General features: G+C 71.6%; 11 protein-coding genes. 6 read left to right on the forward strand and 5 right to left on the reverse strand.

Annotation, left to right across the window (positions count from 1 at the left end):
* Positions 1 to 149: 149 nt before the first annotated feature.
* From holA to hutI, 5 genes are all read right to left on the reverse strand, one after another.
* Positions 150 to 1,121 (reverse strand): DNA polymerase III subunit delta, encoded by a 972-nt coding sequence (gene holA, locus ACSC1Q_RS22405; protein ID WP_436760656.1) that lies wholly within the window; start codon positions 1,119 to 1,121, stop codon positions 150 to 152.
* A 177-nt stretch (positions 1,122 to 1,298) separates the two neighbouring features.
* Positions 1,299 to 3,857: a ComEC/Rec2 family competence protein gene (locus ACSC1Q_RS22410; RefSeq protein ID WP_436760657.1), complete on the reverse strand. Its 2,559-nt coding sequence runs from the start codon at positions 3,855 to 3,857 to the stop codon at positions 1,299 to 1,301.
* A gap of 163 nt (positions 3,858 to 4,020) precedes the next feature.
* Positions 4,021 to 4,896: a ComEA family DNA-binding protein gene (locus ACSC1Q_RS22415; protein ID WP_436760658.1), complete on the reverse strand. Its 876-nt coding sequence runs from the start codon at positions 4,894 to 4,896 to the stop codon at positions 4,021 to 4,023.
* A 233-nt stretch (positions 4,897 to 5,129) separates the two neighbouring features.
* A complete protein-coding gene (locus ACSC1Q_RS22420) occupies positions 5,130 to 6,005 on the reverse strand; it encodes a DegV family protein (protein ID WP_436760659.1) in 876 nt (291 codons plus the stop codon).
* Between the two features lie 260 nt (positions 6,006 to 6,265).
* A complete protein-coding gene (hutI, locus tag ACSC1Q_RS22425) occupies positions 6,266 to 7,474 on the reverse strand; it encodes an imidazolonepropionase (protein ID WP_350974555.1) in 1,209 nt (402 codons plus the stop codon).
* An 837-nt stretch (positions 7,475 to 8,311) separates the two neighbouring features.
* Here hutI and ACSC1Q_RS22430 point away from each other — a divergent pair.
* Genes ACSC1Q_RS22430 through ACSC1Q_RS22455 form a run of 6 tightly spaced genes read left to right on the forward strand, consistent with a single transcriptional unit; the run spans position 8,312 to position 14,230 of the window.
* Positions 8,312 to 9,196 (forward strand): STAS domain-containing protein, encoded by an 885-nt coding sequence (locus tag ACSC1Q_RS22430; protein WP_436760660.1) that lies wholly within the window; start codon positions 8,312 to 8,314, stop codon positions 9,194 to 9,196.
* Positions 9,196 to 9,576, forward strand: a complete 381-nt coding sequence (locus tag ACSC1Q_RS22435; RefSeq protein ID WP_436760661.1) for an STAS domain-containing protein — start codon at positions 9,196 to 9,198, stop codon at positions 9,574 to 9,576. The genes ACSC1Q_RS22430 and ACSC1Q_RS22435 overlap by 1 nt, the downstream gene beginning before the upstream one ends.
* Positions 9,573 to 9,974, forward strand: coding sequence for an anti-sigma regulatory factor (locus tag ACSC1Q_RS22440; protein WP_436760662.1), 402 nt, complete (start codon positions 9,573 to 9,575; stop codon positions 9,972 to 9,974). Before ACSC1Q_RS22435 ends, ACSC1Q_RS22440 begins: the two co-directional genes overlap by 4 nt.
* On the forward strand, positions 9,962 to 10,972 hold the full coding sequence (locus ACSC1Q_RS22445; protein WP_436760663.1) for an ATP-binding protein: 1,011 nt from the start codon (positions 9,962 to 9,964) through the stop codon (positions 10,970 to 10,972). Before ACSC1Q_RS22440 ends, ACSC1Q_RS22445 begins: the two co-directional genes overlap by 13 nt.
* Entirely contained in the window at positions 10,969 to 12,651 is a 1,683-nt protein-coding gene (locus ACSC1Q_RS22450; protein WP_436760664.1) for an ATP-binding response regulator, read from the forward strand. Before ACSC1Q_RS22445 ends, ACSC1Q_RS22450 begins: the two co-directional genes overlap by 4 nt.
* On the forward strand, positions 12,644 to 14,230 hold the full coding sequence (locus ACSC1Q_RS22455; RefSeq protein WP_436760665.1) for a SpoIIE family protein phosphatase: 1,587 nt from the start codon (positions 12,644 to 12,646) through the stop codon (positions 14,228 to 14,230). Before ACSC1Q_RS22450 ends, ACSC1Q_RS22455 begins: the two co-directional genes overlap by 8 nt.
* Positions 14,231 to 14,301: the final 71 nt, after the last annotated feature.

Below are 14,301 nucleotides of genomic sequence, written 5' to 3' on the forward strand. Positions count from 1 at the left end.
ATTTCGTGTCTCCGGCGGGCTCCCGGTGCGCCTGATGCCCCATCGCGGACTCCCGGTGCGCTGATGCCCCGTCTCGCGTCTCAGGCGGGCTCTCCCACCGCGCGTCCGACACCTGTCTCGCGCCGCGGGTGGGCTCGCCCTCGGTGCGCCTAGCGCCCCGTGCGGCTGGCGACCACGGTCTGGACCATGTGCTCCAGCGCGTACGCGGGGTCGGCGCCGCCGCCCTTCACCTGCGCGTCGGCGGTGGCGGCGGCCTGGATCGCACGGGCGAGACCCTCGGGCCCCCAGCCGTTCAGCTGCCGCTGAACTCGGTCGATCTTCCAGGGCGGCATGCCGAGATGGCTGGCGAGCTGGCCGCCCCTGAGGTTGCGGGGCGCGCCTCCCACCTTGGCCAGCGAGCGCAGCCCCCCGGCGAGCGCGCTCACCAGCAGGACCGGTGCCGTACCGGTCGAGAGCGCCCAGCGCAGCTGCTCCAGGGCATCGCCCAGCCGCCCCTCGACGGCCGAGTCGGCCACGGTGAACCCGCTCACCTCGGCCCTGCCCCGGTGGTAACGAGCGACGGCGGCCTCGTCGATCGTCTTGCCGGGAGTGTCGAAGGCGAGCTGGCCGCACGCGGCGGCCAGCTCGCGCAGGTCGTTGCCCACGGCGTCGAGGAGCGCGGTGGCGGCGTCGGCCCCGATGGTGCGCCCGGCCCGCTTCAGCTCCGCCTTGACGAACGCCAGGCGCTCGGCCGGTTTGGTCACCTTGGTGACGGAGACCACCTGGGCTCCGGCCTTCTTGACCCCGTCGACCAGGGCCTTCCCCTTGACGCCTCCCGGGTGGACGAGGACCAGCACGGTCTCGTCCGCCGGGTGGGCCGCGTAGGAGACGACCTCGGCGATGACGTCCTTGCCGAGGTCCTGGGCCGAGCGGACGACCACCACGGACCTGTCGCCGAACAGCGAGGGCGACGTCATGCGGGTGAGCTCTCCGAGCTCCATCTTCGAGCCGGGGAGGTCGTGCACCTCGGCGGTCGGGTCGGCGGCCTTGGCCGCCGAGGTCACCTCGCTCACCGCGCGGTCGGCAAGGAGCTCCTCGTCGCCGAGGATCAGGATCACGGGTGCCGGATCGGTTGCCGCCATGCCGAGCAGCATGCCACGTCCCGGTGACCGGATGGGTCGCGGGCAAGTCGTTCGCAATCGAAATGCAGGTGCCGCGAGACACCATGGGAACAACACAAGAGGTGAGAACCATGACAAACTCCACTATTCGCCGCCACGCCTGCCCCCACTGCGGGACGTCCCTCGACGAGGGGCCGATCATGTACCGTTGCGCGCGCTGCAGCCGGTCGGTCTACGCCGCCGATGTGGACACCGAGTTCCGCCGCCCGGCCAGAACCGGGACCTGACCCGCGCCGACGTGGCCGGAATCGGGAACCGTCCCACCCCTGCCGGCTCATCCCCCCACCGTCTCATCCCCTCCCTGCTCAGCTCTGCCACCCAGTCCGCGCCGAGGTCCGCGGCGAGCGCGAACGCCTCATCCCCTCCCGGCTCAGCCCTGCCACCCCGGACCGGATGCCTCGCGCCGCCCGCCGACGGGGGTGCGCGCCCCCGGGCGACGACCGCCAGAGCGCCCTCACGGACCACCACCGCGAGGTCTCCCGACAGATCCGTCCGGTAGGCGCGCATGCCGAGCCGGTGCAGCGCCGCCAGGGTCGACGGGGCGGGGTGACCGTAGCCGTTGTCCGCCCCCACACTGATCAGAGCGGCACGGGCACCGGAGGCGGCGAGGAAGGCGGGGTCGTGCCTGCCCGATCCGTGGTGCGGAACCTTGAGGATCTCGGCGGGCGGCAGGCCACGCCGGAGCAGCTCGGCCTGAGCCTCGGTCTCGATGTCCCCGCTGAGCAGAGCCGCCCCCGCGGCCCAGCGGACGTGCACCACGACGCTGGCGTTGTTGACGGCCGCCCCCTCCCCCGCACCGGACGGGGAGTCCTCGTCCGCCGGGCCGACGACGGTGAGCTCCGAGGGTCCGAACCGCCAGCTCGCGCCGGGCCTCGCCGCCCACTCGACCACGTGGCGGCGGGCGAGATCGGCGCTCAGCCTCACCCCCTCACGCTCCCCGGCACCGTGCGGGGTCACCATCACCGCTCCCACGGCGCGTCCGCGAAAGACGCCGTCGAGGCCTCCCACATGGTCGAGGTGCGGATGGGTGAGAATGACCAGCGGCACCTCCCCGACCCCCATGGAGCGCAGGCAGCGGTCCACCGGCACCGGGTCCGGACCCGCGTCCACCACCACGGCCCGCCCGGGCCCCGCGGCGACGAGCAGGGCGTCTCCCTGGCCGACGTCGCAGACCACGAGCAACCATCCACGAGGCGGCCAGCGTGCCACGATCGGCGCGGCCACCGTCACGGCGAGAACCAGGCCGGTGAGGGCCGCCAGGACGATCAGGCGTGGCCGCCGGTGCCGCAGCACCAGCACGGCGAGTGGCACGGCACCGGCCAGCAGGAGCAGCCCGGTGACGCCGCCGGGCCACGAGATCACGCCCAGCGGGAGCGCCGCGGTGTGCTCGGCCACCTCGACGATCCATCCGGTGGCCAGCCCCGCCGGCCGGACCAGCAGCTGGGCGAGCCCCATGTGCAGGGGTGCGATCAGCGCCACCGCGAAGCCGAGCAGGGTCGCGGGGGCCACGGCCGGGCCCGCGAGCAGGTTGGCCGGGATCGCCACCGGTGCGAGCTGACCCGACATCAGGACCAGGACGGGGGTGACGGCGACCTGGGCCGCGGCGGCCACGGCGGTCGCCTCGGCGAGCCACCGGGGCATGCGGGCCGAGAGCCTGTCGCGCCAGCCCGGGGCGAGGACCAGGATGCCCGCGGTGGCCGAGACCGACAGGGCGAAACCGTAGGAGCGGGCGAGGTCGGGGACGAAGAAGACCAGCCCCAGGACCGTCACCGACAGGGCCGCGACACCGTCGCGCGAGCGGCCCGTACCGAGGGCGAGAGCGGCGACCCCTCCCATCAGGAGGGCTCTGAGCACGCTGGGCGAGGGCCGGGCGACGACCGCGAAGGCGACCATGGCCGCCATCGCCAGCACCGCCCGCGCCGCGAGCGGCAGCCCGGCCGTCCTGGCCAGCGCGACCGCCGCCCCCGCCACGACGGCGAGGTTCGCGCCGGAGACCGCGAGAAGATGGCTGAGGCCCGCCGCCTTGAAGTCGGCTTCGACCTGCTCGTCCATCCGGGACACGTCGCCGACCACCAGGCCGGGCAACAACCCGCGCTGCGACGGCGGCAACACGTCGGCCGCCTCCCGCAGCCCCGACCTGAGTGCCCCGGCCGCGCGCTGCTCCCAGGAGGGCTCGCTCAGGACCCGCGGTGCTCCCCTGACCAGCACCACCGCCGCGAGCGGCTCTCCGGGGTCGGCCCGGCCGAAACGCCCGCTGACCTCCACCCGCTGGCTGGGCAGCAGGGAGCGCCACTCGGCGCCCGAGACGAACAGCACCACCGGAGCCCGCAGCGTCACCCTGCCCGCTCCCGTCCTGACCGCCTCGACCCGGGCGGGCACCACGAAGCTCTCTCGCGGGAAAGGCCCTCCTTTCCGGCTCGTCTCCCGGGGGTCGTCGGTCACCACCACCTCGGCCGTCGCCGAGGCGTTCCTGCCCGCGAGCTCGGCGACCGGCCCCGTACCGACCGCGTGCACCCGGAAGGCCACCGACCCCGCCACCGCGGCGGCGCATCCCAGGACCGCGATCGCCGCGTTTCGCCGGCCCGTCGCTCCCCGCGCCGGGGTCAGGACGGCCACGGCCAGGGCGCCCGCGGCCATGAGACCGGCCGTCACCGCACCGGTCGCGGCTGAGCAGCCCAGCAGGACGAGGGCGGTCACCCATGAGACCGCCGCCGGAAGGACCAGATGCGTGCCATGCGCACGCCGCCCCTCTCCCTTTCCGGACCCGTCCGGGTTTCCCGACCTCCCGGATCCTCCTGACGACCCCCCGGAGCCGCCGACTGTGGCGAATCGCGTCATGACCGCCCTCGCGACCGGGGCGTCACACACGGGCCTTGTCCCGCATCTCCGCGTACTTGCGGTCACCTATCCCGTTCACGTCGCGGAGCTGTTCGACGGAACGGAAGCCGCCGTGTGCGTCGCGGTATTCGACGATGCGCCGGGCGAGCACCTCGCCCACGCCCGGTAGCTGCTCAAGCTGCTCGGGGGTGGCGGTGTTGAGGTCGATGACGGCGGTGGCGGGATCCACGGGATTCACCGGGGCGGGCGCCGCGACGGCGGCCGTGCCGGAGAGGCCGACGACGATCTGCTCGCCGTCGACGAGCTTGCGCGCGAGGTTGAGGGATCCGGTGGCGGCTGCTCCACGGACGCCCCCGGCCTCCTGGACCGCGTCGGCGACCCGCGAACCACCGGGCAACGTGATCACCCCGGGCCGGCGGACCTTACCCGTCACGTGAACGGTCAGCTCGGCGACCGGTGTGGGCCGCTGCCGCGAAGCGCTGACGGGCGCCGACAGCGGTGACCCGGCGATCGGCATCGGCGGGGCCAAGGGCTCGGGCTCCGGCTGGGACCGCCAGGCGTACACACCGCCCGCGACGGTCGCCACCAGGGCGACGAGCAGCAGGAGGCGCAAACTCGGGCGGTCAGGACCGAGTGCGACCTTCTGGGTGGCCACGACCTTGCGAAGCGCCTCGAAGGACGGAGGGATCGGTGCCGAACGCGTGCGCGCGGCGGGACCATCGTGGACGACGATGTCCTCCGGCTCGCTCCGACCGCCGGACCGTGCGTGCCTGCCCGGGCGCGGCATGCCGGCCGGACGGCGCGGCGGGGGCGCCGGGTTGAGTGATCCGCTCCCGGTCAGAGTCCGCAGCCGTGACTCGGCTTGGAAGTGCTCGGTGTTCTGGCCTGTGGTCCGCACCCGCAGGACGTTACGGAGGCGGCAGCGAGCACACTTTCACCGAATCCTGTTCTGGGGATAAGTGGACAAGGGGATGACCAGCCTGATGGTGGCGAAGCAAGCGGCGAAGAGGAACGAGGGGAACGAAGGGGAATGGTGCCGGGGGTCAGGGACGATCAGCGGACCTTACGGATCGGCGGACCGCGCGGATCAGTGGACTTCGCAGATCAGTGAACCTCGTGAACCGGTGGACCTCACAGATCCGTGGACACCAGAGGCTCTCCGGCGGAGACGGTGATGCCGAGCATGCCGGGGCCGACGTGCGCGCCGATCACCGGGCCGACCTCGACGACGATGAGCTTGGCGAGGGCGGGAATGCGCCGGTGCAGCCGCGCGGCCAGGGTGTCGGCGCGGGACCGGGCGGCGAGATGCTGGACGGCGACCTCCACCGGGCCCGCGCCCGTGCCCACGGCCTCGACCGCGAGGTCTTCGAGGCGGGCGATGGCACGGCTCGCCGTGCGGACCTTCTCCAGGGGAACGATCGCCCCGCCGGAGATGTGCAGAATCGGCTTGATCATCAGTGCCGAGCCGAGGAGGGTCTCCGCCGCGCCGATCCGGCCTCCCCTGCGGAGATACTCCAGGGTGTCGACGTAGAAGAAGCTACGGACCGACTCCGCGCGGCGGCGGGCCGCGTCCGCCACCTCGGTCCGTGTCGCGCCCCGCGCGGCGGCGCTCGCGGCGGCGAGGACGGGAAACCCGAGGCCCATCGCGATGGACCTGCTGTCGACGACGTCGACCGGAACGGGGGAATGCTCGGCCCCCGCGCGGGCGGCCTCGACCGTACCGGACATCTCAGCGGACAGGTGGATGGAGACGATGCCGGTCGCGCCCCGGGCCGCCGCTTCGGCGTAGGCGTCCGTGAAACGGCGCGGGGCGGGCATGGAGGTCGTCACCTGACCCCGTTCGCGCAGTGCGTCGCCCACGCTCGTACCCTCGATCCACGCCGTGTCGTCGAGCGGCCGGCCTCCCACGATCATCTGGAGCGGCACCACGACGATTCCCCGGCGGGAGATCTCCTCAGGCGGGAGGTAGGCGGTGGAGTCCGTGACGACGGCGACCGGTGGAGACATGTCCAGAGGTTACGTGGCGGAGATCACGCGAAGGAGACGGGATCGGCTCCCGCTCCCCTGAACAACGAGGAACCGCTCGTGGGCAGGCCCGAGCCGGCTGTGAACGAACCCGAGCCGCCCGTGAGCGGCGAAAAGGCACACCGGCATGGGAACCGCCGCCCGAGGGGAGGGACTCCCGGCAGGAGAAGGAGAAGGTCACCGGGAAAGGGGATCCGGCGGGTGAGGGTTCCGGTGCGGAACCTCCGGAAGGGGAGGGAGGTCTACTGAACGGGGGTGCCGCCGCGCCAGACCCGGCGGGGCTTGAGGCCGAAGGCCCAGGCGAAGGCGCCCTCGTGGTCGGCGTCCCACTGGACGATGTCGGCCAGGCGGCCGGGGGCGAGAACGCCGCGATCGGGGGCGCCGAGGACCGTGGCACCACCGAGGGTGGCGGCCCGGAGGGCGTCGCCGACGCTCATGCCGAAGGCCGCGACGGCGAGGCTGATGACCAGGGACATCGAGGTGATGCCGCAGTGTCCCGGGTTGTGGTCGCTGCCGAGGGCCACCGTGACCCCCTGGGCGAGCATCCGGCGGACCGGAGGCAGGCTGCCACGCTGGAGGGCGGTCCCCGGGCAGACCACGGCGGGGACGCCGTAGCGGGCCAGGATCGCGATGTCCTCGTCGGTGGTGTGGTGGAGCAGGTCGGCGGAGGCGCAGCCGAGTTCGGCGGCGAGCTGGACGGCGCCGCGCCGGGTGTAGGCACCGGCGTGCAGGCGGGGCAGCAGGCCGACGTTGCGTCCGGAGGCCAGGACCCAGCGGGCCTCCTCCGCGGTGAAGTGGCCCTCGTCGCAGTAGACGTCGACACCGTCGGCTCCCGCCGCGGCGGCGTCGGCGCACCAGGCGCCCACGGCCTCGACGTAGTCGCGCTGGCGGCCGAAGTATTCGGGCGGGACGACGTGCGCGGCCATGAAGGTCACGTGCACCCGCGGCATCATCGGCTCTTTCTCCAGCTCGCGCAGGAGTCGTACGTCGGCCAGCTCGCCGTCACGGGTGAGGTGGTAGCCGGTCTTGGCCTCGATGGTGGTGGTGCCGCTGAGCAGCCAGTCGCGGAGCCGCTCGCGGACGCCGTTGCAGAGCGTCCAGGGGTCGGTGCCGCGGGTGACCGTCACGGTGGAGCCGATGCCGCCGCCCGCCGCGGTGATCGCGGAGGGGGTGGAGCCGCTGGAGCGCATCGCCATCTCGGCGTAGCGGTTTCCCGCGTACACCGGATGGGTGTGCGCGTCGATCAGGCCGGGGGTGACCAACGCGCCGCCCAGGTTCTCGACGTGGTCGACGTCGACGATGTCGTCGACGACGCCGGGCACGCTCTGCGGGAGATCCGCGGCGCGGCCGACCCAGGCGATCCGGTCGTTGTGGACGAGGATCGCCGCATTGCTGAACACGTCGTTTCCGGTCCAGAGCCGGCCGATGTTGGTCAGGAGGCGGACCGTCATCGCATCACCGCCTTGTGTTCAGGGGAAGACACCTGGAGGAGGACCGCACCCGGACGGGGCGAGCCGCCCCGGACGTCGCCGGGCACCGTGCCCTTCAAGCCCGCTGTGAGTCCGGACGGCATCGGGGGTCTCCTGCTCTCATCCGCTTATCTGCTGTGCGGCGACAGTATCGCCGAGATCATGATCGGGCGATTTCAGTTCAGTTACGTTATTTCACAAGTCGGCCCGCTGTACAGGCTAATTGGGAAGAACGCCGCCCCTCCGCGACCGCACCTCACCCATCGGCTCGACGATCACGCGTGGCGTTGAGCAACTTTCCACAGCTCAGACTACTTCTTCATCGCTCGTAACAGTAGTCACCAGAGCAACTTGCGTCATAACATCTCGCTAGATTTGCCTTATGGTAGCAATCCAAACCTTGGGCGACCACTGTCACTTTTGAGGCTTTTGTGCGTTTTCGCGCTCTTGTAGTGCAGCCCCCTCGGGCCCCTCGGCGCAAGTTCCGCCATTGAAACGCCGTCCGCCACCACTCTAGGCTGGCATCCGGAGAGCTCGTGCCCCTCGGCATCCGAAGGGCTCGCGCCTTCCCGGCGTCCGGAAGGCTCGGCCCCCTCGGCACTCCTCCCCCGCCCCCCGTCGCTCCCCCGCGGCCTTCCATGACTTCGAGGGACGCGCATCCCGTGAAGCCGTGACGTGATACGGCCGCGCCGACCGCCCTGCCTGGCCGCTCCGCCCTCCTGAAGCTCTGACCACTGGCGGCCCACTGAACCCCCAAAAAGGGTCGTAAGCAGGACGTTCCATGTAGCCTTTCGTGCGAGTTGTCTCCAGGTCGTACGCATGGGAGTTGCCTTGTCCGTCCACGCGGACGCCGGTCGGCGTCGCATCGAAGAACTTTTCCAGGAGCACGAGGCGCGTCTCCTCAAGCGCTGGCTTGAGATCGCCCGCTCGCCCACCGGTGGCACCGGCAATCAGGCGGATCGCGGGGGGCTGGCCGACCAGTTGCGCGAGCTCTACCAGGCGCTGCGCCAGTCGTTCGGCGACTCCGGCGACCTCAGCGACCTGCGCGGCCTGCTCGCCGAGCTCTCCAGGGACCGTGCTCGTCAGGGTTTCACCCCGACCGAGACCGCGATCGTGGTTTTCGGCCTGAAGGAGGCGCTCTATGAGATCGTCGAGGAGGACGGCTCTCCCGAGGCCCTGCGGGGTTTCATCTGGTTCTCCCGGGTAATCGACGACCTCGGGCTCTTCACCATCGAGAGCTACGCGGCGGCCAGGGAGAAGGTCATCATCGATCAGGCGGAGCAGCTGCTTGAGCTGTCCACCCCGGTGGTCAAGCTCTGGGACGGCATCGTCGCGGTGCCGCTGGTCGGCACGCTCGACTCGGCCAGGACCCAGGTCGTCATGGAGAAGCTGCTGCAGACGCTCGTCGACACCGGCTCCGAGCACGCGGTCATCGACATCACGGGCGTGCCCGCCGTCGACACCGAGGTCGCCCAGCACCTGCTCAAGACCGTTGTGGCGGCCCGGCTGATGGGCGCCGAGTGCGTGATCTCCGGCATCCGCCCGCAGATCGCCCACACCATCGTCACCCTCGGCATCGAGTTCGGCGACATCGTGACCAAGGCCACCCTCGCCGACGCGCTGGCCCACACGCTGCGGGCGAGCGGCGTCAAATTCGTCAGGGGCGGGGATTCCCGCATAGCGGTACGGACGGTGGAGGGCTGATGGACCGCGTCCCCATCCTCAAACTCGGCGACATCCTGATCGTCTCCATCCAGATCGACCTCCAGGACATGAGCGTGCTCGCGCTCCAGGAGGACCTGTCGGAGAAGGTCGTCGAGACCGGCGCGCGGGGAGTGATCATCGACATCACCGCCGTGGAGATCGTCGACTCCTTCATCGGCCGGATGCTGGCCACCATCGCGGCGATCTCCCGCATGCTCGACGCCGAGACGATCGTCGTCGGCATGCGACCGGCGGTGGCGATCACCCTCGTCGAGCTCGGCCTCTCCCTCGGCGGCGTGCGCACGGCGCTCAACCTTGAGAAGGGCGTCACGCTGCTGAACCAGATCGAAAACTCCGAGCGCTCCACGGCCGCCCGGTGACGATCGCGGAGGAATTGCCCATCAACGTCAGCGGCGACGTCGTGCTGGTCCGCCAGCGCGTCAGGACCGTCGCCGTGAACGTGGGCCTGTCTCTGGTCGACCAGACCAAGGTGGTGACCGCGGCCAGCGAGCTGGCTCGCAACGCCCTGGTCTACGCGGGAGGCGGGCAGGTGAGGGTCGAGGTCGTCCACAAGGGCGTGCGGAAGGGCCTGCGGATGGTCTTCAGCGACAACGGGCCCGGCATCCCGGACATCGAGCAGGCACTGACCGACGGATGGACCAGCGGCGGAGGCCTCGGCCTCGGCCTCAGCGGCTCCCGCCGCCTGGTCGACGAGTTCGACCTGGAATCGACTCCCGGTGAGGGCACGTTGATCACGGTGACGAAATGGGCGCGCTGATCCACTCCCAGCGCGACACCTGGGTACACGCGGAGGACGCCAGCGCGATCGGCGCCCTCCGCCGTAGCGCCGTGACGCTCGCGGAGGTCCGCGGGTTCAGCGAGGAGGACACCGGACGGGTCGCCGTCGCGGTGAGCGAGGCCGCGTCGAACCTGGTCAAGCACGCGACCGAGGGGGTCATGCTGATCCGCCCTCATCCGGAGCTGGACTCGGCCGTGGAGGTCCTCGCGATCGACCGGGGGCCGGGGATGCGGGACGTCTCGCGCGCCCTGCGCGACGGCTACTCCACCGCCGGCACGCTCGGCATCGGCCTGGGCGGCATCGCCCGGATGGCCAGTGGGTACGAGGTCCACTCCATCCCCAGCCGGGGCACCGTGCTCGGCATGTACTTTGTCGCGCAGGGCGCCCCGCGCCCCCCGTCCCGGGTGAGCGGCCTGACCCGCCCGATCGGCGACGAGACCGTCTGCGGCGACGCGTTCGTGATCACCGAGGAGGGCGCCACGACGACCGTGATGCTCTGCGACGGCCTGGGCCACGGCCCCGCGGCCGCGCAGGCCTCCCAGGAGGCGGTACGGCTGTTCCTGCGGCACGCGGACCTCGCCCCGGTCACCGTCCTGGAGCGCATCCACGCCGGCCTCGGCCACACCAGGGGCGGCGCGGTCGCCGTGGCCCGCGTCGACGGCGCCGCGGGGACGGTGAGCTTCGCCGGCCTCGGCAACGTCTCCGCCTGGATCGCCCACAACGACGGCCGCCAGGGGATGATCTCCGTCCCGGGCATCGCCGGGCACAAGGCCAGAACCCTGCGCCAGTACGAGTACGTCCTGCCGCGGCACGGTGTCGTCCTGCTCCACTCCGACGGCCTGACCGATCGCTGGGACATCACCTCCTACCCCGGGCTCGTCACGCGCCTCCCCTCCGTCGTCGCCGGCACGCTGCTGCGTGACGCCGGGACCCGCAGGGACGACGCCTGCGTGGTCGCCGTGAGGCCGGGCGCATGACCGGGGACGAGCTGGTCAGGATCCACGTCCAGGACGACCAGGACGTCTTCGCCATGCGCAAGCTGGGCCGCGAGGTGGCGGAGAGCGTGGGGCTGGAGGCCCAGGACCAGATCCGGGTGGCCACCGCGCTGAGCGAGATCGGCAGGGAGTTCGTCGAGGCCGGCACCGACATCTCCGTCTCCTTCCGGCTGGAGGGTGACGCCCTGTGCATCGCCGTCGACTTCTCGGCGAAGGCCGGCTTCCGTTCGTCGGACGGCGTGGCGCTGGCGGGGCGTCTCGTCGACCGCATCAAGGTCGATCCCGCCGAGGGAAGAATAAGCATGGTCAAACGGCTCCCGCAGGGCCGCAAGCCGACACTCTCGGCAGAGGAGATCCGCGCCAGGATCGCCGGCTCGGCGCCCACCACCGCCCTCGACGAGCTGCGCAGGCAGAACCGCGAGCTCGCCGAGACCCTGGAGGAGGTCCTGCAGCTCAACACCGAGCTGCAGGAGACCAACCAGGGAGTGCTGGCGCTCTACAACCAGCTGTCCGAGGAACTGGAGGAGACCAACCGCGGCGTCGTGGCGCTCTACGCGGAGCTGGACGAGAAGTCCGCGCAGCTCCGGGCGGCGAGCGACGCGAAGAACAGGTTCTGGGCCACCGTCAGCCACGAGCTGCGCACCCCCCTCAACTCGATCATCGGCCTGGTCCGGCTGCTGGTGGGACCAGGCGGGGATCCGCTGGTCGCCGAGCAGCTCCACCAGCTCAACCTCATCGGCTCCTCGGCGGAGACGCTCCTGTCGCTGGTGAGCGAACTGCTCGACATGGCGAAGGCCGAGGCGGGCAAACTCGACCCCCAGCCCTCCCTGGTCGACCTGGTCGCCCTGGCCGAACGGCTGCGCCTGACGCTGCACCCCACCACCGGCAACGACGATGTGACGCTCACGGTGGAGGTCTCGCAGGCGCCGCGGGAGATGCTGGTGGACGAGATGATGCTCACCCGGATCCTGCGCAACCTGCTCTCCAACGGGCTGAAGTTCACCGAGCGCGGCGAGGTCAGGCTGGAGGCGAACCTCGACGCGGCCACCCACGACCTGGTCTTCACCGTGACCGACACGGGGATAGGCGTGCCCGAGGAGCACCTGGAACGCGTCTTCGAGGAGTTCTTCCAGGTCCCCGGGCCGATCCAGGTGCGGAGCAAGGGGACCGGGCTCGGCCTGCCGTACGCCCGGCGACTGGCGGAGGCGCTGGGCGGCGCGCTGCACCTGACCAGCGTCGCCGGGTCGGGCACCACGGCCACCCTGAGGCTGCCCTACCGCTACGACGGGACTCCCGCGGTCGGCCGGGTGCTCGTCGTGGACGACGACGAGGAGTTCCGCGCCGGCGTACGCCGGATGCTCACCGGGTTCGCCGCGCACGTCGACGAGGCGTCCGACGGCCTGATGGCGCTGGAGATGATGACGGCCACCCCGCCCGACCTCGCGCTGGTGGACCTGCTGATGCCCCGCCTCGACGGCACCGCGCTGATGCTGCGGATGTCGGACGACGAACGGCTGCGCGACGTCCCGGTGATCATCGTGACCGTCGCCACGTCGCGCCAGGTCCCCGAGAGGGCACACATGATGATCTCCAAGCAGGAGCTCCGCCGCGACACCCTGCTGGAGGCGATCGGAAGCGCCCTCGGACCCGTCGATGAGTGACAACGAGGCGACGGTGCTGGTCGTGGACGACACCCCGACCAAGCTGTACATCCTGTCCAGCTGGCTGCGGCGCTCGGGGCACCAGGTCGTGCAGGCCACCGGCGGCATGGAGGCGCTCGTCAAGGTCAGGGAGCTCCGGCCGGACCTCGTCGTCCTGGACGTACGGCTGCCCGACATCAGCGGCTACGAGGTCTGCGAGCAGATCAAGGCGGACCCGGCGACGTCCTCCATCCCGGTCATCCAGATCTCCGGGGCGGCGATCACCCCGGCCGACCGGGCGCACGGCCTCGAACGCGGGGCCGACGCCTACCTGGCCGAACCGGTCGAGCCGGACGAGTTCGCGGCGACGGTCGAGGCCACGCTGCGCTACTACCGTGCCCGGAAGCGGGCCGAGCTGATGGCCAGGCGGCTCGCCGCCCTCACCGAGGTCACGCTCTCGATGAACTCCGCCGAGACGTTCGACGAGCTCCTCGCCACGGCCGTCGAGGGAACCTCGCGAATCCTGGGCAGGCAGGCGGGCACGCTCGCCCTGCCCCCCGACGGCCGGACCCGCAGGTTCTCCGCGTTCCCCCACGAGGACGCCGTCGCCAAGATCGCGGCGCCGGACACGCTGCCCCGGCTGAGCGCGATGTCCCTGGGGGCCGCCGCGGGCACCCAGGTCTTCACCGTGCCGGCCGCCGAGTGGCTGGAGCTGATGCCCGACGCGACGCTCAGCGGCGACGTCTCGGCCGTGCTCTGCCGTACCAAGCTGGGCAGGCCCCCCGTCTACCTCGGGGTGGAGGGGGCGCAGCCGCTCGACGCCGACGAGGCCAACGTGCTGCGCCAGCTCGGCCAGGCCCTCGCCCTCGCCGTGGACGCGCTGCGGGCGTACGCCGAGGAGCACGCGATCGCCCTCACCCTGCAGCGCAGCCTGCTGCCGGCGCGGATCCCCGAGACCCTCGGGCTCGCGATCAGCTGGCGCTACCAGCCGGCGGTCGACAACGTCGAGGTCGGCGGCGACTTCTACGAGGTCCTGCGGCTGGGCCACCGGGTGCTCATCGCCATCGGCGACGTGCAGGGACACTCGCTGCTGGCCGCCACCGTCATGGCGGAGCTGCGCCACGCGCTGCGCGCCTCCGTCATCGGCACCTCGGACCTCGGCGCGTCGATGGCGCTGCTCAACGAGGTGCTGCGCCGCTATCACCCCGGCATGACCGCCACCGTGTGCCTGCTCCTGCTCGACCCGGCGACCGGGGAGATGGAGATCGCGAACGCGGGGCACATCCCGGCCCTCTTCATCGCGGACGGCCAGGCCCGCTACCACCGCCTGGGCAACCTCCTGCTGGGAGTGGCCGAGGAGACCTATCGGGTCGACCGGGTCAGCGTCCCCGAGGGAAGCTCGGTGCTGATGTTCACCGACGGGCTGATCGAGGACCGCGACAAGCTCCTCGACGAGAGCCTGGAGATCGTACGGCACCTGGCGGAGCAGGTGAAGGAGGACCTGGAGGTCTTCTGCGACCGGCTGATCGAGCGGTTCGGCGCGAGGGAGGACGACGTGGCGCTGGTGATGTTCCGCCGCGAGCACGAGACGCGTCGCTGAGGCCCTTCGCGGCACCGCGTCGCGTACCGAAACGCCGCACCGCCCCGGAGGGGGTGGTACGGCGCGTCGTC

This window comes from Streptosporangium heterodermiicola (assembly GCF_051390675.1).
GTDB lineage: Bacteria > Actinomycetota > Actinomycetes > Streptosporangiales > Streptosporangiaceae > Streptosporangium.